The following is a 23394-nucleotide window of genomic DNA, read 5'->3' as shown; positions in this document are numbered from 1 at the left end:
ACAAGCTGACGCTGAACTCGTCCTGCGTGGCGGTGCGGCTGCGCCGCTTCAAAAAGCGGAGACAAGAGGTCAGACCTTCGGCTTTGCCCAGCGTTCCAGGTGGTCCGCCACTTCGGGCAGTTCCCGCAGGTCGCGGCCGACCTCGCGGACCAGCACCAGCGCCGCGTCGTCGTCGGCCTCCACCCACCAGCCGTTGACATCGCACATCGCCACCGCGGCCACCCAGGCCAGCCGCCAGTTGCCCTCGGCCAACGGCCGGGTGCGCACGATCGAATCCAGCAACGCGGCCGACTTCAGCCACAGGGTTTCGTACGCCGGTACGCCGAGGACTTCCGCGCGCGGCCGGTACGCCGCCGCGTCAAGCAGTCCGCTGTCCCGCACCATCAGGTCGCCGTCGGCAACCGCGGTGGCGAGCAGGAGCAGGTCGGACGTGTCGAGATAAACGGTCACCGGTCAATAGTCGATCATGCGGGGCCGAGCTTTTCCAACAATCCCCGATATCGCGGCAGCACCCGCTGCACGACGTCCTCCAGCTGCTGTTCCCGCTGCTGACGCGCCCAGCGATCGGCCAGCGCACTGCGCACGACCTCCTGCTTGGACCGGCCTTCGGCCGCCGCGAGCTCGGCGAGCCGATGGTTCTCTTCTTCGGTGAGGCGCAAGGTCATGGCCATGCGCTAGATGGTATCGCGCTGATACCACTTGGTAAAAGACGATACTTTCGGTCGGTGGCGAGACCGCGAGTGCACGACGAAGCCCTGCGCACCCGTCTGCTGGACAGAGCAGGGGAGTTGCTGTCCGCGCACGGGCCCGAGGGACTGGGCCTGCGCCGCCTCGCCGCGGACGTGGACACCTCGACGACGGCGGTGTACTCGCTGTTCGGCGGCAAGCCGGGACTGGTGCGCGAACTGTACGTGGAGGGATTCCGGCGGCTCTGCGACCGGATGGAGCAGGTGCCGCGCACCGACGATCCGGTGCGGGACCTGACCGCGCTCGGCCTCGCCTACCGGGACAGCGCGCTGGCCAACCGGCACTTCTACTCGATCATGTTCGGCCACGCGGTCCCGGATTTCATTCCCGACGAGCAGGCGCTGGAGCAGGCGCTGCGCAGCATGCGGCCGCTGCGGGAGGCCGTCGACCGGGCGATCGCGGACGGCGCGGTGGTCGACGCCGATCCGGCTGAGCTCGTCTTCGCGGCGTGGGCGCTCGTGCACGGCCTGGTTTCGCTGGAGCTCAGCGGCTCGGCGCCCGCCGGTGACGATCGCGGTGCTCGCTACGAACGAGCGTTGCGCAACAGCATCGCGGGTTGGAGGCGCTGACCCCGAGCGACGGGGGTTGGCTACTCGGGGCCAGCGCGGTCGTGAGTGACCCTGGTCGTTCGTGCAGCCACAACCACTCACGACTGGAACGGGAAGCGGCGGCTTCTTCGAGCGGACATGGCGACTCCTGGATCTGCTTGCGAACCTCGGAACGTGGTATAGACCATATTCCAATCAGGTCTAGACCAGCTAGCGCCTGTTCGGCCGCAATGTGCTGCTGCGGGCGGCTCACACCGCGCCGTACTCCCGATCTCCCGCATCGCCGAGGCCCGGCACGATGAATCCCGACTCGTTGAGCCGGTCGTCGACGCTCGCGGTGACCACCCGCACCGGCAGCCCGGACTCCTCCAGCCGCTGAATCCCCTCCGGCGCGGCCAGCGTGCAGATCGCCGTGACATCGCTGGCACCCCGGTCGACCAGCAGGCTGATCGTGTGCAGCATCGAGCCGCCGGTGGCCAGCATCGGGTCCAGCACGAACACCGGACGTCCGGCCAGGTCGACCGGTAGCGACTCCATGTACGGCGTGGGCCGCAGGGTCTCCTCGTCGCGGGCCAGCCCGACGAACCCCATCTGGGCTTCCGGGATGAGCCGGTGCGCCTGGTCCGCCATGCCCAGACCGGCCCGCAGCACCGGCACCAGCAGCGGCGGGTTCGCCAGCCGGTAGCCGTTGGTGCGCGCGACCGGCGTGTGGATCGGCTGCACCGAGACCTCGGCGTCCCGAGTGGCCTCGTAGATGAGCATCAGCGTGAGTTCCTGCAATGCGGCCCGGAATGCGGCGCTGTTGGTGCGCGCATCGCGCATTGTGGACAGTCTTGCTTTCGCCAGGGGGTGGTCCACGACCCGAACATCCATGACCGACAACAGTAACGGCCGAACCTCGCCAACACGTTACCCCTGCTCAGCACGGCGCCCCGACCGATCCCGTCCACAAGCGCCGCACCCGCCGGTTCACTCGATGAAGGCGAGGTGAAGGGCACCTTTTACCAAGTCAGTTGGTAAAAGGTGCCCTTCACCTCACTTGGATGGTGCGTGGGTGGCGATGCCCTGGACCAGGAGGTCCAGGCCGAACTCGAAGCGCTCGTCGGCGTCGCCGGACATCAGCGCGGGCAGCATCGCGACCATGGTCGGGAAGCGCTCCGCCGGGAGTTCCGAGAAGTACTGCTGGACCTGGCGCATCCGCTCGTCGCGTTCCGCATCGCTCAGCCCGAAGTCCGCGCTGCGTTCCATGGCGACCGCGGTGCCGAACAGGGCGAGGATGTCGACCGCGAAGGCCACCACTCGGTCCGGCAGCCCGGCCGAGTGCAGGATGGCCAGCATCGCCTCGGAGATGACCAGCGCGTTCGGCCCGGTCGGTGCGGGCGTGCGCATCACGACCTGGGCGATGCCGGGGTGCGCGGTGAGCACTTGGACCTGCTGGCGGACCAGATCCTTGAGCTGCTCCTGCCACTGCTGCGGATCGAGTTCCGGCACTTCGATCTCGCCGATCACCAGGTCGAGCATCAGCTCGTGCAGCTCGTCCTTGTTGTGGACGTAGGCGTACAGCGAGGCCGCGCCGGTGCCGAGCCGCTGCGCGACTTTGCGCATGCTGACCGCATCCAGCCCTTCGCCGTCGAGCAGGTCGAGCGCGGTGCGCACGATCAGCTCCAGGCTCAGCGACTGCTTCACCGGCCGGTTGCGCGCGGCTCGCTGCTGCCAGGGCGGGACGGGCACGGACATCGGTGGGCGCCTCCTCAATCACGCGAATCTGGCGAACACCGTACTTGACGCGAACACTGTTCGTGAGTAGAACAGCGTTCGTCCATCACGAACACTGTTCACACAGAGGGGGTCACCGATGTCGGAGCAAACGCGCGTCCTGATCGTCGGCGCCGGGCTGTCCGGCCTGTCCACCGCGGTTTTCCTCGGCCTGCACGGCACGCCATCGCTGGTGGTGGAGCGGCACGAGAGCACCTCCACCCACCCGAAGGCGCGCGGCCAGCAGCAACACACCATGGAGGCGTTGCGGCTGGCCGGTCTCGAAGCCGCCTTCACCGCCGCCTCCCCGAAGTCCCAGGGATTCCTGCTGCGCATCGCGGAAAGCGCCAGCGGTCCGGTGTACCGCGAGATCCTGCACGACACCTTCCTGCGGCTCGACCACCTGACTCCGGCGGGCTCCGCCGATGTCAGCCAGGCGAACGCGGAACGCATCCTGGTCGATCAGGCCCGCGAACTGGGCGCCGAGATCCGCTTCGCCACCAAGCTGGAATCGTTCGAGCAGGACGAGTCCGGGGTTCGCGCACTGCTCAGCGACGTGGCCACCGGCGAGCAGACCACCGTGCGGGCGCAGTACCTGGTCGCCGCCGACGGCCATCGCAGCCCGATCCGCGACCAGCTCGAAATCGGCACCCACGGCCGCGGCACCCTGGGGCACGGGATCCAGTGGCTGGTGCGTGCCGATCTCTCGTCCGTCGTCGGCGACCGCCAGGTCATGTACTACCTGCAGAATCCGCTGCTCTCCGGCGGAACCGGCGTGCTGGCCAGCACCGACGACCCGGACCGGTTCGTGGTCGGCGTCGGTTACGACCCGCAGCGGGAGGGCCTGGCCGATTTCACCGAGCAGCGCAGCCTGGAGCAGATCCGGTTGGTCACCGGCGTGCCCGAACTGGCGGTCGAGATCCTGCTCGCGGACACCACGGTGAGCAGCATGCGGATCGCCGACCGGTTCAGCTCCGGGCGGGTGCACCTCGTCGGCGACGCCGCGCACACCATGCCGCCGCAGGGCGGGATGGGCGGCAACACGGCGCTGATGGACGGTTTCTACCTGGCGTGGAAGCTCGCCGCGGTGATCCGGGGCGAGGCGGGACCGGGGTTGCTGGACAGCCACGACGTCGAGCGGCGACCGGTGGCCGAGCTGATCGCGGAGAACCAGTACAAGAACGCCATCGTGCGCAACATGCCGCACCTGGCCAAGCCTGATGACACGCCGCCGATCGAGGATCCGGGCCTGCTGTTCTTCGGCTACCGGCACGGCGGCGCGATCGTCCGCGAAGCGGGCGACGACGGCGAACTCCTCGAAGACCCCGCCCAGCCGACTGGCCGACCGGGTTCCCGCGCCCCGCACGTGCCGCTGTCCACTCCCGACGGCGAACTGTCCACAATAGACATATTCGGGCGAGGTTTCGTACTGCTGACCGGATCCGAGGCGTGGGCGAAGAACGCCGAGGACGTGGCCGACAACCTCCGGATCCGTCTCAGGCCGTACCTGATCGGCGGAGCCGTGACCGGTGACTGGACCGGGCCGTACGGAGTCAGCGCGGACGGCGCGGTCCTGGTGCGCCCGGACCGCTTCATCGCCTGGCGCAGCAAAGGCGCCGGAACCGCCGTCGAACTGGAAAAGGCGCTCCGCACCGTGCTCGACCGCTGATGCGTCGTGAGTGGTAATGGCTGCTAGAACGGCCATTACCACTCACGACTTCGGATCCGCCACCCGCACCGCCCCGCAAAACGAGTTCAGATACAGGTCTCAAGACCTCACGGGTGCAGGACTACCTTGGTGTAGCCCTCGATTCGTTGGTCGAACTTTCGGTAGGCATCCGGTGCGTCGGTCAGGGAAAGCTCGTGCGAGACGACGAAGCTCGGCTTGGCCCGCCCCGCGATGATCATGTCCCGCAGCTGCCGGTTGTACTTCTTGACGTTGGCCTGACCGGTGCCGATTACCTGGCCCTTCTCGAACATCCGCCCGATCGAGACCAGCAGCATCCCCTGCTTCGCGTTGGCGTCCGGTCCGCCGGGATCGGATGGCACGTACAGGCCGGGCACGCCCAGCCGCCCAGTCGGCCGCACCGTTTCGATCAGCGAGTTCAGCACGACGGCCGGTTCCTCCTTCGTGCTGTCGCCGACCTTCGCCTGGTAGCCGACCGCGTCGATGCCCTTGTCGGTGCCTTCCCCGTCGGTCTGCTCCTTGATCATCTCGACCGGGTCGCCCCTGGAGAAGTCGATCGGCGTCGCACCGATCTCCTCCGCCTTGGCCAGCCGCTCCGGCACCCGGTCGACGCTGAACACCCGCGCCGCACCGCGCAGCAGCGCCGAGTACGCCGCCATCAGCCCGACCGGTCCGGCCCCGTAGACGGCCACGCTCTCACCGGGCGAGACCCTCGCGAGCTCGCAGCCGTGGTAGCCGGTGGGGAAGATGTCGGCCAGCAGCACGAAATCGGCTTCGTGGCTGCCGTCGGACGGTAACTTCAGGCAGTTGAAGTCCGCGAACGGCACGCGGAGGTATTCGGCCTGCCCACCGGGATACGGCCCCATCGCCACGTAGCCGTAGGCGCCTCCGGCGAAGCCGGGGTTGACGGTCAGGCAGAACGCGGTGTCGCCCGCCATGCAGTTCTTGCAGAACCCGCAGGCCACGTTGAACGGCATCACGACCCGGTCGCCGCGGTTCAGGCTGGCCACCCCGGAGCCGATCTCCTCGATGATGCCCAGGTTCTCGTGCCCGAACACGATGCCCGGTTGGGCGGCCGTGCGACCTTCGTACATGTGCAGGTCGGAGCCGCAGATGGCGGTCGAGGTGATGCGCACGATCACGTCGTTGGGGTGCTGGACCGTCGGCCGGTCCACCTCGTTGATTGCTACCGAGAAGGGTTCCTGGTACACGACTGCCTTCATCACGGACCACCTCCGGGTGGAAAACGCGCGAATTCCATGTGCATGCCGACTTCGGGCTACCCCGCACCCAGCGACTCAAGACACGGACGGGCGTCACCCGAACGAGCGCCCTACGGGGAGTTGCCGGAACTTGCCCACCAGCGGCCGATCTTCGGCTAACTTCGATCAAGTCCCCAGTCGCGGATTCGGGAGCGCCGAGACATGCCACTGGTCAAAATGCCGTTGAACGACGGCGGCGAACTGCTGATCGAAGCGGCCGACGGCCAAGGTGCGATACCGGCTGGTGGCACCGGCCGGGTCGTGCAGGCTTCCGAGACCGTGCAGCGGGCGATGGGCAGCATCCGCTCAGCGGCCGAGGCGGTGCTCGGCGAGCTGCGCGCGATGGACCAGCCGCCTTCCAAGATCAACGTGCAGTTCGGCATCAAGGTCACCGGCGAGGCGAACCTGGCGGTGGCCAAGTCGGCCGGTGAGGCGAACTTCAACGTCAGCATCGAGTGGACCGGCGTCGACCCGAGCTGATGAGCGGATTAGCTGCGGACCCGCTCGACCCGGCGGTGGTCCGGCTGCGCGACGGACCGCACGTGCTCGGCGCGGGTTTCCTGATCGCTCCCGAGGTGATCGCCACCTGCGCGCACGTGATCGGCGACGCGACCGAGCCGGTGGCCGACTTCCCGTTGCTGCGCAGCGCCGATCACGCCGTCGAAGTGCTGGAGCGCAACCACGAGCTGGACGTGGCAATCCTGCGGCTGGTCGATCCGCCGCCGGGCGCGCTGCCGGTCCCGGCCCGGATCACCGGCGGCGTGCGCGACCACCGCTTCCGCACCTTCGGCTTCCCGCGCGACCTGCCGGACGGCATCTGGGTGACCGGCCGGTTGCTCGGCGCGCAGGGCGCGGGTCGGATCCAGATGGCGGTCGATCCGGACCACTGGCACATCGAACCGGGCTTCAGCGGCGCCCCGGTCTGGGACGAGGAGCTGGCCGGGGTGGTCGGCATGGTCGTCACCACCGCCGCGCGCAACGAGACCACAGCGCACCTGGTGCCCACGACCGCGCTCGGCGATGCCTGGACGACTCCGGCGCGCAATCCGTACCGGGGTCTGCGGCCGTTCCAGGAGGAAGACGCGGAACTGTTCCACGGCCGCGACGCGGACATCGACCGCCTGGTCCAGTTGGCAGCGCAGCAGGAAATCGTCGCCATCGCGGGCCCGTCCGGTAGCGGTAAATCTTCGCTGGTGCGCGCGGGGTTGCTCCCCCGGCTCAAGCAGGCGGGAGCGGACGTCGTCGATCTCGGCCAAACCGACGACATCCCGACAACGCCCGGAACAGTGCTGGTCCTGGACCAGTTCGAGGAGACCGTCATCGCGGATCCGGCCGCAGCGCGGGAAAAGCTCGCGGCGGTCAGCAAAGCGGTGGCGACCCAGCAGCGCCGAGCAGGCGAGCCCGCGCCCCTGCGCGCGGTGTTGACGCTGCGGTCGCGGTCGCTGGACGATCTGATCAGCCGGGAGACCGTGGCGGAACTCAACCGCGCGGTGTGGTTCCTCGAACCGATGTCCCGCGAGCAGCTGGCCGCGGCCATCGAGAAACCGGCGGCGGTGGTGGGCGGCCTGGCGTTCGAATCCGGTCTGGTGCAACGGATCCTGGACGACACGGCGGACGAGCCGGGTACGTTGCCGCTGGTTTCCCTTGTCTTGGACCAACTTTGGCAGCACCGGCACGGTGGCTGGTTGACGCACGAGGCATACGAGAGCATCGGCCGCGTGCCGGGCGCGTTGAGCAATGCCGCCGACGAGGCGCTGCGTTCGCTGAACCCACGCCAACGGGAGGGCGCTCGCCAACTGCTCACCCGGCTGACCCGCCACGACGGCGAAGGCGGCTACGCCCGCCGAAGTGTGCAGCTCACCGATCTCGACCCGGAACTCCGGGAAACCGCGCACGATCTCGCGAGCAAGCGCCTCGTGGTGATCCAGGACCAGCGCGTCAACCTCACGCACCAGGCCCTCATCGACCACTGGCCCCAACTCCGCGAATGGCTCACCGAGGACGCGGACTTCCTTACCTGGCAAGCGAAAATCCAGGATCTGGAGAGCTCCGGGGTGCTGCTGCGCGACGCGGTGCTGGCCGAAGCAACGGGTTGGCTCGGCGAGCGCGAGGAGGACATCCCCGCGCAGCAGCGGTCGTTCATCCGCCGCAGTATCGCGGCGCAACGCCGAAACCAACGCCGCTGGCGCACCATCAGCGCCGTGTTGGCCGTTCTTACCCTGCTGTCAGCCGTCCTCACCGGGGCCGTGATCACCAGCGCTTCCGAGGTCAGCAGCCAACTGCGCGCCACCAACTCCACCTTGATCGCCCAGCAGGCGAACCTCGCCACCGAGGCCAGCCCCGGTGTGGCGCTGCAACTCGCGCTCGCCGCCTGGCGGGAGAACCCGGACGGTCCGGACGCCTACGGCGCGCTGCTGCAGCAGCGGATGCTTTGGAACGGCGTGAACCGGGTGTTGCCCCCACAACTGCTCGGTGACGTGACGACTCTCCATTCCAGTGCGGACGGGCGCGTCGTGGTCACCGAACCCGCAGACCCCGCCGCGAAGGTGGCGGTGTGGTGGAACCTGCTCGGACCCAACCCGATCCATCGCGAGGTAACGCCGGAGTCGGGCAACGAGTTCGTGTTGAGCCCGGACGGCCGGATGTTGGCCGCGTCCGGCGAGGATGCGGGCCTGCGGATGTGGGATCTCACCGATCCTGCTGGCGAGCCGATCGTGTTGGATTCCCAGCTGGATTTCGCGCCTCCCACCTTCAGCGCGAACGGCCGCTACCTGGCCGCCTTGCCCCGTGGTCTTGGCGAGCCGCTGAGATCACCGGTGCGAGCTTGGGACCTCGGGAGCATGCGGGAGCTGCCGAGCCAGGTGATCTTCGAACGCACCTACGAATCGGCATCGATCAGCGAGGCGTATCCGTCGCCGGACGGGCGGGCGCTGGTGATCCTCGAACCCAGGACCAACGATCAGGGCGACTTCGTTTACCGCACGGTCGTGCGGGACCGCGAGACAGGCGCTGAGATCAGGACGTTCGCCCCGTTCACCGATCTTGGCGGCGAACTGCTGGGCAACGGAACGCGCCTCGGTGTGTGCACCGACAACACGTTGACGGTGCTGGATTCCTTCACCGGCGCGACCACCGCGCAACAAATCCCGCTGCCGGGCTGCTGGTTCAAGCCCGACGCCAGCGGGCAATACCTGCTGGTGCCCAGTAGGACAGGCGCTGGCGCAGTTCCGTGGCGCACCGGGATACCGCACGTCTTCCGCGATTTGGATGTCGAAAACCCCTTGATCTCCGGAGACTCGGTGGTCGTCGCGGAACCCGACGGCACCGGATCCATTCTTTCGCTGCGCGGCACCGGCACATTGCAGGTGGTGGAAGCAACCCCGGACGACCACTTCGAAGCGACGGGGCCATCGCCTACTTCTCCGCTGCTGACCGCTCGGACCGCCGATGGTCAACGCTGGATCACTTTCACCCAAAGCGAAGACAACTACGAAAGCGGCGAGCTCGCACTTCTGGACTCACGCGGGAACGCACTGGCGCGCACCCACATCTCGCCGTGGCCAAGCGGAATCGCCTTCGACGCGTCGGGCGAACGCGTCCTATTGGTCACCGGTGCGACGCTGCGCATCCTCCGCGCTGACGGGCTCGTACCGGAGCGCGAGGTGCAGCTACCGCTGCCCGAAGGCCGCCACGCCTCGGAGGTCTCGGACCGCACCGGCGCTTCCGTGTTGACCGCGCCGACCGGCGAGACCCTGGTGAGCCAGGCAGGAATCCTGTCGTACTGGGACATCCGCACAGGTACGCAGACGGCCCCGACATTGACGTTGCAGACACCTCTCGACAGACCTGCTCGTCTGCCCGTCGGCCCCAACATCACGCTACGGCCGCAGCACCCCGAGCAGATCCTGGTGCGGTCCGACGAATCATTGGCGGCGTGGGACTTCCGGAACCGGACGCTCCAGCGCGAGTTCCCGATGCCGTTGATCTTGTCCAACCCAGACCCGCCGGTGGTGTCCTCGGACGGCTCGGTCGCCGCTGCGTTGGACGGCGTGGCGGTCTCGCTGGTCAACCTGGACGACGGGGAGACCTTTCCACGGGTGAACGGGGAGTTCGACGAACTCGTCGGAATCTCCGGCGACTACCTCTTCACTGGAAATCTCGCGGCGTTCGAGGCATGGGACTGGTCTGCCCGCCGTAGGGTGGCCTCCGTGCGTCTCGCCGACCCGGACGCACCACTTGCGGTCGTGGGCAACGAGCTCGTCACCAACGTTCCAGGCCGCCGGACCGCGATTCCGCTCGACCCCGAAGCCTGGTTCCGGGACCTGTGCCGGATGTCGAACCGGGAGTTCACCGACCAGGAGAAGGAGTTGCTGCCCGCAGGGGCGAGCACCGAGCCGCCGTGCGAATAGGGAGGTGACATGGCAGACCGGCCGGACCTGACCGCGGCCGAACCCCTCGCCGCTGCGCTTGTTCGGCTCGTCACCGACCGGGTCCTGCTGGGCACCGGATTCGTGCTGCCTGGCAACCTGATCGCCACCTGCGCGCACGTCGTCGCCGACGACGTCATGGCCGACTTCCCGCTGCTGGGAACCAGCGGCTTCGCCGTAGAAGTCGTCGAGCTCGATGAGACGAACGACGTCGCGATCCTGCGGCTGCTGGATCCACCCGAGGGCGTCCGCCCCGCTCCGGTGCGACTCGACACCGAGGTGCTGGGCCACCGCTTCCGCGTTCCCGGTTTCACCGCAGCGGAACCGGAAGGCGTTTGGGCCGAGGGGAAGCTGACTGGTCACCAGGGTTCTGGCCGGGTGCAGATGGCCGTGGATCCGCACCACGAACGCATCGCGAGCGGGTTCAGCGGTGCTCCGGTGTGGGACGAGCAGCTGCGCGGCGTGGTGGGAATGGTCGTCACCCGGTCCGGGAACACCGATACCACAGCGCATCTCGTGCCGATGGGTTTCTTCCGGGAGCGGGTGGATTCCGAGCACAACCCGTACCTCGGTCTGAAGCCCTTCCAGGAAGCCGATGCCGACCGGTTCCACGGCCGGGACGACGAGATCGCCGAACTGCTGGGGCTTCTGGAGCAGCAAGACATGGTCGCCGTCGCCGGGCCATCGGGCAGCGGCAAATCATCGCTGGTCCGGGCCGGATTGCTGCCTCGGCTGAGGCGAACCGGGGCGGTGGTCGTCGAACTCGGGGCCGATGATCCCGTCGAAGACTTGGCGGCTGGCGGCACGGTGCTGCTCCTCGACCAGTTCGAGGAAGAGGTGGTCGCCGACCCGGATGCCGCGCGGGACAAGCTGGAACGGATCATCCAGCAGATTGCCGCGCATCCACGCCGACCAGGCGAAGCCGCGCCGCTGCGGGTGGTGCTCACGCTGCGTTCGCGGTCGCTGGACGACCTGATCACACCGGATACCGCGAAGCAGCTAAACCAAGCGGTGTGGCTGCTGAAGCCGATGCGGCCGGAGAAGCGGCGGGAAGCGATCCTGCGACCTGCGGAGTCCGGCGGACTCGCCTTCGAAGTCGGTCTCCCGGAAAGCATCCTGCACGACTCGCCGCCCGGACACGGCACGCTGGCGCTGCTGTCCGAGGTGTTGCAACAGCTCTGGCAGCACCGGCAAGGTGTTTGGCTCACGCATGCGGCCTACCAACAGCTGGGCAGAGTTCCCGGAGCGCTGAGCAAACGCGCCGACGATGTGCTCGCCAGTCTGCGGCCGGGCGGCTTGTCGCAGGCTAGACGCCTGCTCACCCGGTTGACGCGGTACGACGGCGAAGGCGGCTACGCCCGCCGCAACGCACAACTCGCCGACCTCGACCCGGCACTCCAGGAAATCGCCCACGAACTCGCAGCCAAACGCCTGCTGGTGATCCAGGACGAACACGTCAACCTCACGCACCAGGCCCTCATCGACCACTGGCCGACGCTGCGCGAATGGCTCACCGAAGACGCGGACTTCCTTGCTTGGCACGCGAAGTTGCAAGATCTGCACGACTCCGGTGGGCTGCTCCGCGACGCCCCGTTGGCCGAGGCCGAGACCTGGCTGCGCCAACGGCCCCAGGACATTCCCGAGGTCCAGCGGCAATTCATCCGCCAAAGCACCGCGACCCAGCGTCGGGACCGAACCCGCTGGCGGACCATCACGGCGGTGTCCGTCACGTTGATGCTGGTGGCCGCAGTGCTGGCCGGTGTGGTCTTCAGGAACAACGTCGAACTGGATGCGCGGATTCGGTTGATCAACGCAGCGGATCTCGCGGAAGCCTCGAACAGCGCCACCGAGTCCAATCCGTCCGAGGCTCTGCAATTCGCGCTCGCCGCGTGGCAGGAAGAGCCCGACAGCATCGAAGCTCTCGGTGCACTGCTCCAGCAGCGGTTGTACTGGCACGGAGTGGATCGCGTGCTCACCGAGCCGCCGCTGCGCGGCGTGGCGGAAACGCTGGCCAGCGCGAACGGCCGGGTGGTGATCTTCGTGCCGGAGAACCCCGCCGACCAGGTCGTCGTGTGGTCGGATCTGTTGACCGCCAACGCCTCCCACCGCCAAATTCCGACGTCGCAGGGGGCGCAGTTCGCATTGACCCAGGAGGGGCGGCTGCTGGCCCAGTACGACCCCGATCAGGGCCTGCTGCTGTGGGATCTCACATCTGCGAGCGACCCGATGGTCCTGCACCCACCGGTCGAGTCCGACCCCAACGCGATTTCCTTCAGCGCCAACAGCAGATTCCTGGCGCTCCCAGCTTTCCCGGACGGCTCACCGAGAACCATCTTGCTCTGGGACCTCCAGGACATCCGGTCTATTCCGGAACCCGCACGATATGCATACGACGGTGCAAATCCGTCCGAGGCGCTCTACCCCTCGCCGGACGGACGGTCGGTGGTGGTGATCGAACAGAGCGGCACGATGCCCAACAGTAACCAGGGCTACACGGCGTTCGCCCGCGACCTGGCCACTGGCAACGAGATTCGCAGATCCGAGCAGGCCGAGAGCTCCGACATCGAACTGCTCGACGACGGCTTGCAGGTGGCGACCTGCGCCGACGGCGGACTCAACATCCGCGATTCCTTCACCGGTGCGGTGACCTACACCAGGACTGGGGACTGCAACCTGCTCCTAGACGCCAGCAGGCAGTTCTTGCTGTTCAACGACAATCCGAACGGCGTCGGGATCAGCACGGCGGTGCAGTGGCGAACGGGGGCCGAGTCGAACTTCTCCGAGTCGGTGGTACCGAGGTCGTGGGACGTCACGCCCGCCCCGCTCCTCGTGCCGAACCAGGACGGCTCGCTGAGCTCGGTCTCGGTTCGCAACGGCGCCGTGCAGGTGAGCTCGATTCCAGTCGGCGCCAAACGGGCCGAAGTCCAGCAAGTTCGCAGCGACCTCTTGGCCCAGAGCCCGGACGGAAAGTCATGGGTCGCTTACGGCTACGCACCCAGCGGGTTGGCCGAGGACCAGGGCGAGATCGTGCTCCTGGACTCCCGCGGAGTGCCCGTTCGAAGGACGAATGTTCCGGCCTATCCGCAGGCCGTGGCGTTCGACGCCTCCGGTGAGCGGGTCCTCGTGGTCATCGACGCGAGGATGTTCATCTACCGCACCGACGACCTGGTGCTCGAAAGGGACGTGGCTCTGCCGGTTCCACCGGGACGGCGCGCGGACGAGGGGACTTCCAGCAACGCATATGTCAGGGCCATTCCGGGCGGCCCAGTCTTGGTGAGCAATCTGGGCGTGGTGTCGTCCTGGAACGTTCGAACCGGGGTGCAGACGCGCCCGCCGTTGACCGCCGCATCGGCGGCTGGGGAACCGTTGAGCAGCGGACCGCAGATCGAGCTGCGGCCGGGTCACCCGGAACAGGTTGTGTCCCAATCCGATTCGGGCCTGTCGGTCTGGGATCTCGGCACCGGGGAGCAGTTGCGGACCTACCCCGTACCCGGCAGCCGGTTCGTCGTGTCCACGGACGGCGCTGTCGCCGCGGTGGCGGATGACATCCACGGTTCGATCGCGGTGGTCGACCTGGAATCAGATGCCGTGCCGCAGTCCCTACCTGCGCAGACCTCCCAGTTGATCGGGATTGCCGGGAGATACCTCTTCGCGGAGGAAGGCACCGCAGGCGTCCAGGTTTGGGACTGGAGGGAAAGCAGAAAGTTGACCACCGTGGATCTGGACACCAACTACGAGGCCCAGGCCGTCGAGGGGAACGCGTACCTACCCGACCGCCGCCCCGGCAACCACGAACGGATCCCGCTCGATCCCGAGACGTGGTTCTACGACCTTTGTCGGATCTCCGATCGCGACTTCACGCCGCAGGAGCGGGCTTCGCTGCCCGATGGCGTGAGCGACGAACCGCCCTGCAGGTGAGGTGGATGTGACCGAGCGTCCGGATGTGACCGCGGCCGAACCGCTCGCCGGTTCGGTGGTGCGGCTGGTGGCCGGGTCTTCGCTGTTGGGGACCGGGTTCGTGCTGCCGGGGAACCTGGTCGCGACCTGTGCGCACGTCGTGGCCGGGGCGGACGGGATCACCGCGGATTTCCCGCTGTTCGGTTCCGGTGGTCATGCGGTGGAGGTCGTCGAGGCCGACGAGGACAGCGACGTCGCGATCCTGCGGCTGCTCGACCCGCCGTCGGCCGTCCGTCCGGCCCCGGTGCGGTTGGACAACGACGTGTTGGACCACCGGTTCCGCGTCCTCGGGTTCACCGCCGTCGAGCCCGACGGGGTCTGGGTCCGGGGCAGGATTGCCGGGCACCAGGGCGCCGGTCGGGTGCAGATGGCGGTGGATCCGCACCACCAGCGGATCGTGCCCGGCTTCAGCGGGGCACCGGTTTGGGACGAGCGGCTGCGCGGCGTCGTCGGCATGGTGGTGACGCGTTCCGACGACAGCACGGCGCACCTGGTGCCGATGGCGTTCCTGCGCGAGTGGGTCGGTTCGGACCGCAACCCCTACCTCGGGTTGAAGCCGTTCCAGGAAGCCGACGCCGATCGGTTCCACGGGCGCGACGCGGAGATCGCCGAATTGCTCGACCTGCTGCGGCGGCAGGACATGGTGGCCATCGCGGGACCATCCGGCAGCGGCAAGTCCTCGCTGGTCCGGGCTGGTTTGCTGCCTCGGCTCAAGCGCGAGGGAGTGACGGTCGTCGAATCCCTCGAAGAGGCAGCCGACGGCACGGTGCTGTTCCTCGACCAGTTCGAAGAACAGGTCGTCGCCGATCCCGAACAGGGGCGGGCCGTGCTGGCGGAGGTCATCGAGCGCGTCACCGAACAACCGCGCCGCCCGGGCGAACCCGCGCCGTTGCGCGTCGTGCTGACCCTGCGCTCCCGCTCGCTGGACGACCTGATCACGCCCGACACGGCCGAGCAGCTGAACCAGTCGGTCTGGCTGGTCAAACCGATGCGGACCGAACAGCTGCGGGAAGCGATCGAGCGCCCAGCGGAGTCCGCTGGCCTCGCGCTGGAAGTCGGGCTGCTCGATGCGATCCTGCACGACTGCCCGCCCGGTCACGGCACGCTTTCCCTGCTCTCCGAGGTGCTGGAACAGCTCTGGCAACGCCGCCAAGGGGTTTGGCTCACCCACGAGGCGTACCAAGAGCTCGGCCGCGTGCCCGGCGCGTTGAGCAGGCGAGCCGATGAAATCCTCGACAGCCTGCGCCCCGTTGCACGGCAGCAGGCCCGACGGCTGCTCACCCGGCTCACCCGCCCCGACGGCGAAGGCGGCCACGCCCGCCGCAGCGCCAACCTCGAAGAGCTCGACGACCTGCGCGAAATCGCCCAGCAACTCGCGGCGAAACGGCTCGTGGTCGTCCGCGACGAGCGCGTGGAACTCCCCCACCAGGCGTTGATCGACCACTGGCCGACCTTGCGCGGCTGGCTCACCGAGGATGCGGACTTCCTTACTTGGCAGGCGAAACTCACCGATCTGCAGAACTCCGAGGGCCAACTCACCGCAGCTCCGCTCGTCGAAGCCACCGACTGGCTCCAAGCCCGCCCCGAGGACATCCCCGAAGGCCAGCGGACTTTCATCCGCCACAGTGCGGCGGTCCAACGCAGGAGCCAACGCCGCTGGCGCACCATCACGGTGATGTCCCTCGTGCTGACGCTGATCGCCGCCGGTCTGACCGCTGTGGTCGCCACCTACGCCGTGCGGACGAACAATCAGTTGCGAACGACCAACGCGGCCCTCCTAGCCCAGGCTTCCGAACGCGCCGCCGGGGTGGATCCGCGCCAAGCACTGCAACTGGCCTTGGCCGCCTACCGGGAGAAACCCGACAGCCCCGATGCCTACGGCGCCCTGTTCCAGCAGCGCGTGTACTGGCACGACGTGGACCGGGTCATCTCGCCAGATCTGATGCCGGACTCGGGTGTTCGATCGGTCTTCGCCAGCGCTGACGGGCGGGTGTTGGTCATCTACCCCGAGGACTGGGCGAAGCGACCCACGGTGTGGTGGGACCTCGACGGACCGAACCCGCGGCATCGCGAAATCCCGGTGGACCCGGCCAACACCCCTCCCGCGCAGGTGAAGCTGAGCCCGGACGGCCGGTTCCTCGCGGTGCACCCGCAGGGACCGGGCACCGGTCTGCGGTTGCTGGAGCTCACGAATCCGGACGAGCCGATCACGCTCCTGGAGCGGGACGACGTGAGCTTCGTCGACTTCAGCTGGAACAGCAGGTTCCTCAGCGCCAAACCGGTCGACGACCGGCAGCCGGTGCGGGTGTGGGACCTGGCAACCATGCGGGAACTCCCCAGCCAGGTGACGTTCGAAGAAATTCCCGGCGAGGACCCGGTCGCGGAGATCCACCCCTCCCCCGACGGCCGGTACCTGATCACCAAGGAAAGCCACGACCTGGGCAACGACGAGTACCAGTTTCCAGTCGTGGTGCGAGATCTCGCCACCGGCGCGCGCGTCCGCACCTACCCGACCGGCGCGTATCCCGACGTCCATCTGCTCGTCGGAGGCGGAACGCTGCTGGTGCAGTGCGATGCCACCGGCCTGCACGCAGTGGAACCGCTCACCGGCCGGACCATCGGCGAAATGCCGGACGTGCAGTGCTCCGACGTCCAAACCGACCTCGCCGTCGACCTCACCGGCCAGTACCTCCTGCTGGACGCGCCGAACGTTTTGCCCAGCGAACACCAGCAGATCATCCACTGGCCGACGTGGCATCGGATGTACACCAGGCTGTTGCAGGCGTCTTTCCAGAACCTCGTGCTCAGCGCGCGCGACGACCACCAGCTGACCGTCATCGCGAGTCGGGACGCTGCGATGGAGGTGCGCACCGTGACGACCACCGCTGCGGCCGGGGACTACAGTCGTCGCGCCGCATCGGTTGACAAGAAGCGGTGGGCCGCAGTCAGCGACGATCCGGCCGGTCTGAAACTGGTCCTGCAGGACGATTCCGGCGCGGTTCTGGCGTCGACGATCGTCCCGGACACGGGCAGGATGCCGTTGGACACCACGAGGGTGGAGCTGTCCTTCGACGGCACGGGCGAGCGAATCGCTCTGGCGATCGGCCCGAGGGTGCGCACGTACCGCACCGCCGGACTGGTGCTGGAGCACGAACTGCAACTTCCCCTGCCGCCGGGGCACGTAGGGTCCGAAATGGACGACGACACCGATGTTTCGATGCTCCCGCGACCGAACGGCGGACTGATGGTCTGCGTTGGGGGAATGTTGTCCTTCTGGGACCTGAGAACAGGCACCCAGACCTCCCCGCCACTCGTACTCGAGGAGTTCAATGCACGGGGCGGGCTCCCGGAGAACCCGACGCTGGCTGCTCGACCAGGACATCCCGAGCAAGTGCTCGTGATGTCGGGCGGACGACTGGCGGTGTGGGACGTCAACCTGCGCAAGCCCGTGGGCGAATTCCCCTTCATCGAGGGACAAGCCGTGGGCTACCCCGTTGTGTCGACGGACGGCTCAGCGGCCTCCGCCGAGTGGGTGTCCAGTCCCGTGAAGGTGATCGACCTGGACACCTTGGAAGTGCGGGCCGAGATCAACGCCGATATCAACAACATCATCGGGTTCTCCGACCACTACCTCTTCACCGGGCTCGGCGGGGACATCCGGATCTGGGACTTGAACGAGCAGCGCCCGGTCTCCGGCGGAGTGCAGCTCCTGTCCAGCTATGCCGAACCGGCGGTCGAAGGTGCCGTGTTCCTCCCGGACCAGACACCTGGTCGGCGAAACCCCATCCCGCTGGACCCCGAGGAGTGGTTCGAGCACCTGTGCCGCTTCGCCGACCGCGACTTCACCGCGCAGGAGGAGGGAATGCTGCCCGGCGGGGTCGACCGCACTCGACCTTGTGAGCGCTAGTCCGCGCGGCGGGAAGCCGCGTCGCGGCGGAATCGGGCGTCGTCCCAGCACGGTTCGCAGGTGGGCGCGAGCCATTCGACCTCCGTGGGTATGCCGACGGTCATGGTCAGCCCGCACAGCGTTTCGCGCTCCTGACCGGGATACGGCGGCTGGTCCGGATGCAACCCGTGCCGTACGCCGTCGAAAGGGCGCCAGTAAGCGACCACGACCTGCTGCTGAAGAAACCCGAACACGTTGCCTCCCAAGGCTTGTAGGAGACGGTGGCCCCGGCCGGGGGTCGGGGAGGGGTCGAAACCGGAGCCACCGCCAAGCAGTAACGTTCCGTATTGATATCGTTACTGCTTGTCTCGACCATATGACACGCCTTGTTAATTAACTAGCTTGATCAGCCGATCGAGTTTGATCTCGTGCGTACGGATCCCACGGAAGGAGCAACATGGCACCGGTCTCTCCCACCGTCTCGGCATGGGCGCTCGGCCTGCGAGTACGCGACAAGCGGGAAGAAGCAGGTCTTAGCGGCTCTGCCGCTGCGAAGAAAATCGGTATCGCAGCGGCCTACCTGTCCGACGTCGAGCGCGGGAAGAAGAACCTGTCGGCTGATCGGCTTGAAGTCTTGATCGCGGTATACGAATTTCCTGATGACGAGGCCGAAGAACTTCGCAACCTGCGCGAGCAAGCAACACATCGAGGCTGGTGGAGCAAGTACTCCGCGATCTTCAATACCGACATGCTCCGGTTCTTCGGCTTCGAGCACGGAGCGGAGAGTCTGCACACCTACGACAGCGACCTAGTGAATGGCCTGCTCCAGACAGCTGACTACGCCCGCGCGATTATCGAAGCTGGCAGCCCGAACGTTCGACTCGCAGAGGTCGATCGACGAGCCAAGGCAAGACTTGCCCGCCAGCAGCGTCTTTTCGGAGACTTCCCGGTTCAGCTCGTTTCAGTCATGAGCGAAGCTGCGCTGCACCAGCAGATCGGTGGTGCGCGGGTCCTCGCCGACCAGCTCATGCACTTGGAGAAATTGATCGAGACTCTGCCGGAGAGCCTGGTGTTGCAGGTTGTTCCGTTTGAGGCCACAGGCCATCACGCCATGGGTGGCTCCAGCTTCTACCTGATGACATTTCCAAGCGGCCAGCTGCCAACGCTCTTGTGGCAGGAGACCGTTACCTCGACACAGCTGATCTTCGATCCGATAACCGTCCGGGAATACGGCTTGGCGCATGCAGAAGCAACGAAAAGCGCTCTCAGCAGGGAAGACTCCTTGAGACGAATCCGCGACGCTTACAAACGCCTGTGAAAGCACCGTAAGGTGGCTGCATGCAGCACGATCGGTCATCAGTCTTAGACATGGCCACCTGGCGCAAGGCCAGGCGCAGCGCAAACAACTCGTCGTGCGTCGAGGTGGCGGTGACGCCGGAGGTGGTAGGGGTCCGCGACACGAAGGACCGCACCGGCGGCACCCTCACCTTCACCCGCCCCCAATGGTCCAGCTTCCTCGAAACCCTCCGCTAGAAGCTCCGTCGCTGCGAAGGTCGTGAGTGCGCAGCCGGGGCTGGAGCCCACTTACGCACTCACGACCCCAGTCAGGTGAGGGGTGAGGGGCACCCTTTACCAAGTAAGTTGGTGAAGGGTGCCCCTCACCCCGTTCCCGTCACCCTGCGGTGCACTCACGACCCTTCGGCGCGGTGACCTGGGGCGAGCAGGGGTGGGGACGTCGTGTCGGGCGGTGGTGGGAAGGCGGCGATCGGCAGGTCGACGGTTGCTTCGCAGTCGGGTTGGGCGCATTCGCAGTCGAAGGTTCGGATCGCGGTCCGGACGTCACCGGTGGCCCACGGTCGCGCGAAACCCGCTTCGTGCTGGTTGACGATCGCGCGGTTGGCGTAGCGCAAGAGTTGGCGTCGCTCGTCGATGGTCTCCGCGTTGGGGCCTTTTGAGAGGCTGTCGGCGAAATGCCGCTCGACTGCTGCGACCGTTTCGTTGACGGTCAAGTCGTCTACGACGAGCGTGGCGTCCGCATCCCGCACCTCGGCCGCGATCACCCGCCACATGTGCAGGTACAGCTCCGGTGCGCTGTTCGGGTGGTGCCGCTCAGCCAGCCGGGCACGCTGAACCTCGTACGACGGCAGCAACCAAACCGCGTTGCTACCAGGCGGAAGCATGTTCGGCGTCACCGATGTACCCTCCGCGACGATCAGCGGTGAGGTCGGCAGCTGGCGGAGGTCGTCGACGATCATCGGCCCTCGCTCGACGTGCAGCGACATCGCAACCCGCTCGGCAACCGGCAGTGCCGTCCGCTCAGCCGGACTCAACGACTCGAACCGCGCCGCCGCCGGATTCCCGGCCAGCAGCGCCCGATCCCGATGCTCCCAGGTGTGCGCATCGGCGTTGTACCAGCGCAAACCATGCCGCCGAGCGAGCAACCGAGCAACGGTGGTCTTCCCCGACCCCGGAGGCCCGCCAAGCCACAGCACATGCGATAGCACGCCCCCGAGCCACCCCCTACGCCCAACTACCAATTTTGATGCATGAAACTGCCCACCCCCTGGGCGCAGGGTGTCAGTTTTGCCCAAGAGGGGCACGTTTGCCTAGGAGGGGCACGCGGATTGGGGCTCGCCTCGGTGTCGTGAGTGGTTGTGGTCGCCAGGACGACCATAACCACTCACGACGCGGCTGCGGCTCGGGCCGTACGTGCTCATGATCCGCGCGCTCTCTAAAACTCGCACTTCTCGGCGTGGCGTGACCTCCTGGTCCTGTGCAGGAGCCTCGTCCGCGCCGTGGGCCGGGCGGGCGAAGGGCGATGGCGACCTCCGCCCGCTCCGAAAGCGTCAGTCCGCGTGGACCGGCCGAACCGTCGGGCCCGCGATCGCGGCCGCGGCCGGGCTCGGCGTTGTTGGCCAGACCGCTTCGCAGTGCGTGCCCGGCGCCGGGGTTTCCAACGTGGTCAGGTACCGGTCGACCTGCTCGCTGACGCAGTCGCTGCGGTAGTACTGGCCGTGGCCGATGCCGTCGTAGCTGAGCAGCACCGAGTTGTCGATCTGCTCCGCCACCGCGAAGTTCCAGGCCGCCGGGGTCGCCACGTCGTACTGGCCCTTGACGATCAGGATCGGCGGGGCACCGTTGATCGACAGCTCGTGCTGCGGGTTGCTGACCTCCGCGGGCCAACCGAGGCACGAGGTCACGTCGCTCCAGAACGCCGACAGCTTCGTGTGCGGCGCGACGTGCTCGGCCTTCTCCCGGTAGCGCTGCAACTCCGCGAAGTCGCGGACCTTCCAACTCCAGTCGTCGCACCAGATCGCCTGGTAGGAGTTCTCCGCCAGCTCCGCGGGCGCCGCCTGCGCGGTGACCGCCGGGTTGCCTTCGGCGAGCGCCTTCAAGCGGTCCGCGAGGGGATACCAGCTCGCCTCGGGGCTGTACATGGCGTTCATCAGTTCGCTGCGCAACGAACTCGCGCTCAGCGCGGTGCCGGTCGCCGGATCCGTCAGCGTTCCGGCCTCGGCCTTGGCGTGCACGTCGTCCCACACCGCACGGACGTCCTGGCCGTGCAGCGAGCAGTTCGCGGTCCGCTCGCACCAGTCGGCGAAGGCGTTGAAGGAGCCCTCCAGGTCCTCGCTGGCCGTCTCGATGTAGCGGCCACCGGACTGGATGCTGTGGTCCATGTTCGAATCGATGGTCATCGCGCGGACCCGGTTCGGGAACAGCTCGGCGTACTGCTGCCCGACCTGCGTTCCGTACGACGCGCCGTAGAAGCTCAGCTGTTCCTCGCCGAGCGCGGCGCGGATCGCGTCCAGGTCGCGCACGACGCTGGTGGTGTCGACGAAGTCGAACACCGGCCCGGTGTTCTTTCGGCAGTCCTCGCCCAGCTTCGCGTTGTAGGCGAGCAGTTCCTGGTACTCCTGCTCGTTGGCCGGGTAATCGCTCGGTGCCTGGTCCAACAGCTCGGCGCTGCACCGGACCTCGTTGCTGCGCTTCACACCGCGCTGGTCCCAGCTGACGATGTCGAATCGCTTGCGCAGCTCGCCGTTCTGCAGCTTGTTCGCGCCGAGGATGTAGGAGTCGATGCCGGACCCGCCCGGCCCGCCTGGGGCGACGAACAGCACGCCGATCCGGTTCTGCGGCTCGGTGGCGGGCAGCCGACCGATGGCGATGTTCGTCTTCTCCCCATCGGGGTTGTTCCAGTCGATCGGCACCTGGACGGTGGCGCATTCGCCCTGCAGGTCACCGCACGGTGTCCAGTCGAGGGCGGGTTCCGCCAGCGCAGTGTCCGCACCGGCCAGGGACGAAAGCAAGAGCGCGGCCGTCGCCGCGACGAGTAACGGACGTTTGAGCACAGGTTCTCCTCGTGTGACCCGTTGAGCGAGCACGAGCCTAACCGCAGATGATCACGCAAAGGGTCGCATTCGGAGCAAAAGCCGGAGCGCTGCGGAACTTTCGGCGCGAGGGATGTCAGGTATGCCCGATGCACCGCGCCATTTCGTGCCGGAACCGCGGAAACCCGCTACTCCGCGACGTAGAGCTTGGGATCGTCGGCGAGCGCAGCCACCATCGCGGCGCGTGAACCTACGCCGAGTTTCGTGAAAATCCGCCGCATGTGGGCGGAAACCGTGTACAAGCTGATGTCCAGGACTGCTGCGATGGAGCGGTTGGTGTAGCCGAGCCCGACCATTCGCGCGATCTCCCGCTCCCGCGGGCTGAGCACCTCGTCGATGCCAGGAGCAACCGGTACCAGCAGGCAGCGGACGCCGAGTTCGGTGGCGTCCAGCAAGGGTTTTCGCGCCACGCGATGCGGACCCGCGAGTTCACCGACTCGGCGCACCAACGCGCGCACCAGGTGTTGCACGAGTTCGTCGGAGCTCAGTTCGTCGGCACCTGCCTGCTCCGGCCAAGGCGGTTCCGGCTCGGGCAATCCACGGCGGACGCGCGGAATCGACGTGGCGGTCGAGTCATTCGGCATGTACCGGCCTCCCCAGTCCACGGTGCGGGTGGCGGGTCGCGCCACCTCGCAACGACCCGCGCCCAGCCGCAGGCCGATCACCGCCCTCGCGCGGTGCATACCAGCAAATCCAAGATCCGCCGCTCGCACATCGTCGATTCGTGTGACACCCGG

At 67.3% G+C, this 23394-nt stretch carries 17 protein-coding genes; 8 read left to right on the top strand and 9 right to left on the bottom strand.

The genetic code is table 11. The annotated features are described in order from the left end of the window. Positions 1-69: 69 nt before the first annotated feature. The gene (locus tag MOQ72_RS16540; RefSeq protein WP_242184513.1) at positions 70-450 is read right to left on the bottom strand and encodes a type II toxin-antitoxin system death-on-curing family toxin; all 381 of its coding nucleotides are present in this window, start codon (positions 448-450) and stop codon (positions 70-72) included. A gap of 14 nt (positions 451-464) precedes the next feature. Continuing rightward, positions 465-671: a type II toxin-antitoxin system VapB family antitoxin gene (locus MOQ72_RS16535; RefSeq protein WP_242184511.1), complete on the bottom strand. Its 207-nt coding sequence runs from the start codon at positions 669-671 to the stop codon at positions 465-467. 54 nt (positions 672-725) lie between these two features. On the opposite strand from MOQ72_RS16535, the gene MOQ72_RS16530 reads away from it, so the two are divergent. Then, a complete protein-coding gene (locus MOQ72_RS16530) occupies positions 726-1316 on the top strand; it encodes a TetR/AcrR family transcriptional regulator (RefSeq protein ID WP_242184510.1) in 591 nt (196 codons plus the stop codon). Positions 1317-1544: 228 nt separating this feature from the next. Here MOQ72_RS16530 and upp read toward each other — a convergent pair whose 3' ends face one another. Further along, positions 1545-2168, bottom strand: a complete 624-nt coding sequence (gene upp / locus MOQ72_RS16525; protein WP_242184507.1) for a uracil phosphoribosyltransferase — start codon at positions 2166-2168, stop codon at positions 1545-1547. A gap of 162 nt (positions 2169-2330) precedes the next feature. Further along, on the bottom strand, positions 2331-3032 hold the full coding sequence (locus tag MOQ72_RS16520; protein WP_242184505.1) for a TetR/AcrR family transcriptional regulator: 702 nt from the start codon (positions 3030-3032) through the stop codon (positions 2331-2333). 118 nt (positions 3033-3150) lie between these two features. Here MOQ72_RS16520 and MOQ72_RS16515 point away from each other — a divergent pair, with 118 nt between their 5' ends. Next, a complete protein-coding gene (locus MOQ72_RS16515; protein WP_242184504.1) occupies positions 3151-4719 on the top strand; it encodes an FAD-dependent monooxygenase in 1569 nt (522 codons plus the stop codon). A 107-nt stretch (positions 4720-4826) separates the two neighbouring features. Here the strand turns inward: MOQ72_RS16515 and MOQ72_RS16510 are convergent, their stop codons facing one another. Further along, entirely contained in the window at positions 4827-5960 is a 1134-nt protein-coding gene (locus MOQ72_RS16510; RefSeq protein WP_242184503.1) for a glutathione-independent formaldehyde dehydrogenase, read from the bottom strand. Between the two features lie 201 nt (positions 5961-6161). On the opposite strand from MOQ72_RS16510, the gene MOQ72_RS16505 reads away from it, so the two are divergent. The 4 genes from MOQ72_RS16505 to MOQ72_RS16490 are packed head-to-tail and all read left to right on the top strand — an operon-like array spanning position 6162 to position 18290. Further along, positions 6162-6479, top strand: a complete 318-nt coding sequence (locus MOQ72_RS16505; protein ID WP_242184502.1) for a CU044_2847 family protein — start codon at positions 6162-6164, stop codon at positions 6477-6479. Further along, on the top strand, positions 6479-10408 hold the full coding sequence (locus tag MOQ72_RS16500; RefSeq protein WP_242184501.1) for an nSTAND1 domain-containing NTPase: 3930 nt from the start codon (positions 6479-6481) through the stop codon (positions 10406-10408). The genes MOQ72_RS16505 and MOQ72_RS16500 overlap by 1 nt, the downstream gene beginning before the upstream one ends. Positions 10409-10417: 9 nt before the next feature. After that, positions 10418-14344, top strand: a complete 3927-nt coding sequence (locus MOQ72_RS16495) for an nSTAND1 domain-containing NTPase (RefSeq protein WP_242184500.1) — start codon at positions 10418-10420, stop codon at positions 14342-14344. Positions 14345-14351: 7 nt separating this feature from the next. Further along, positions 14352-18290, top strand: a complete 3939-nt coding sequence (locus tag MOQ72_RS16490) for an nSTAND1 domain-containing NTPase (RefSeq protein WP_242184499.1) — start codon at positions 14352-14354, stop codon at positions 18288-18290. Here MOQ72_RS16490 and MOQ72_RS16485 read toward each other — a convergent pair. Next, positions 18287-18523 carry an HC3 family zinc finger protein gene (locus MOQ72_RS16485; RefSeq protein WP_242184497.1) on the bottom strand — a complete coding sequence of 79 codons (237 nt, stop codon included), beginning with the start codon at positions 18521-18523 and terminating at the stop codon, positions 18287-18289. The genes MOQ72_RS16490 and MOQ72_RS16485 overlap by 4 nt on opposite strands. Before the next feature lie 203 nt (positions 18524-18726). Between MOQ72_RS16485 and MOQ72_RS16480 the strand changes: the two genes are divergently transcribed. Together MOQ72_RS16480 and MOQ72_RS16475 are read left to right on the top strand one after the other, a co-directional pair. Continuing rightward, complete coding sequence (locus tag MOQ72_RS16480) at positions 18727-19587, top strand: helix-turn-helix domain-containing protein (protein WP_242184496.1); 861 nt, start codon at positions 18727-18729, stop codon at positions 19585-19587. A gap of 50 nt (positions 19588-19637) precedes the next feature. Further along, the gene (locus tag MOQ72_RS16475; RefSeq protein ID WP_242184495.1) at positions 19638-19802 is read left to right on the top strand and encodes a DUF397 domain-containing protein; all 165 of its coding nucleotides are present in this window, start codon (positions 19638-19640) and stop codon (positions 19800-19802) included. 155 nt (positions 19803-19957) lie between these two features. On the opposite strand, the gene MOQ72_RS16470 is transcribed toward MOQ72_RS16475, so the two are convergent. The 3 genes from MOQ72_RS16470 to MOQ72_RS16460 all read right to left on the bottom strand — a co-directional run bounded on the left by MOQ72_RS16470 (position 19958) and on the right by MOQ72_RS16460 (position 23340). Beyond that, on the bottom strand, positions 19958-20710 hold the full coding sequence (locus tag MOQ72_RS16470; protein ID WP_242184494.1) for a hypothetical protein: 753 nt from the start codon (positions 20708-20710) through the stop codon (positions 19958-19960). 405 nt (positions 20711-21115) lie between these two features. Continuing rightward, on the bottom strand, positions 21116-22618 hold the full coding sequence (locus MOQ72_RS16465; RefSeq protein WP_242184492.1) for an alpha/beta hydrolase: 1503 nt from the start codon (positions 22616-22618) through the stop codon (positions 21116-21118). A 167-nt stretch (positions 22619-22785) separates the two neighbouring features. Beyond that, complete coding sequence (locus MOQ72_RS16460; RefSeq protein ID WP_242184491.1) at positions 22786-23340, bottom strand: helix-turn-helix transcriptional regulator; 555 nt, start codon at positions 23338-23340, stop codon at positions 22786-22788. Positions 23341-23394: the final 54 nt, after the last annotated feature.

Origin of the sequence: Saccharopolyspora soli, assembly GCF_022678645.1 — a bacterium.
Classification (GTDB): domain Bacteria; phylum Actinomycetota; class Actinomycetes; order Mycobacteriales; family Pseudonocardiaceae; genus Saccharopolyspora; species Saccharopolyspora soli.
This window is presented reverse-complemented; position numbering and strand designations above follow the sequence as displayed.

Bases quoted from the DNA above. Each gene is read 5' to 3' on its own strand.
- MOQ72_RS16460 (WP_242184491.1), bottom strand. From the start codon at position 23,340: ATGCACCGCGCGAGGGCGGTGATCGGCCTGCGGCTGGGCGCGGGTCGT.
- MOQ72_RS16500 (WP_242184501.1), top strand. From the start codon at position 6,479: ATGAGCGGATTAGCTGCGGACCCGCTCGACCCGGCGGTGGTCCGGCTG.
- MOQ72_RS16510 (WP_242184503.1), bottom strand. From the start codon at position 5,960: ATGAAGGCAGTCGTGTACCAGGAACCCTTCTCGGTAGCAATCAACGAG.
- MOQ72_RS16480 (WP_242184496.1), top strand. From the start codon at position 18,727: ATGGCACCGGTCTCTCCCACCGTCTCGGCATGGGCGCTCGGCCTGCGA.
- MOQ72_RS16495 (WP_242184500.1), top strand. From the start codon at position 10,418: ATGGCAGACCGGCCGGACCTGACCGCGGCCGAACCCCTCGCCGCTGCG.
- MOQ72_RS16515 (WP_242184504.1), top strand. From the start codon at position 3,151: ATGTCGGAGCAAACGCGCGTCCTGATCGTCGGCGCCGGGCTGTCCGGC.
- MOQ72_RS16535 (WP_242184511.1), bottom strand. From the start codon at position 671: ATGGCCATGACCTTGCGCCTCACCGAAGAAGAGAACCATCGGCTCGCC.
- MOQ72_RS16505 (WP_242184502.1), top strand. From the start codon at position 6,162: ATGCCACTGGTCAAAATGCCGTTGAACGACGGCGGCGAACTGCTGATC.
- MOQ72_RS16475 (WP_242184495.1), top strand. From the start codon at position 19,638: ATGGCCACCTGGCGCAAGGCCAGGCGCAGCGCAAACAACTCGTCGTGC.
- MOQ72_RS16520 (WP_242184505.1), bottom strand. From the start codon at position 3,032: ATGTCCGTGCCCGTCCCGCCCTGGCAGCAGCGAGCCGCGCGCAACCGG.
- upp (WP_242184507.1), bottom strand. From the start codon at position 2,168: ATGGATGTTCGGGTCGTGGACCACCCCCTGGCGAAAGCAAGACTGTCC.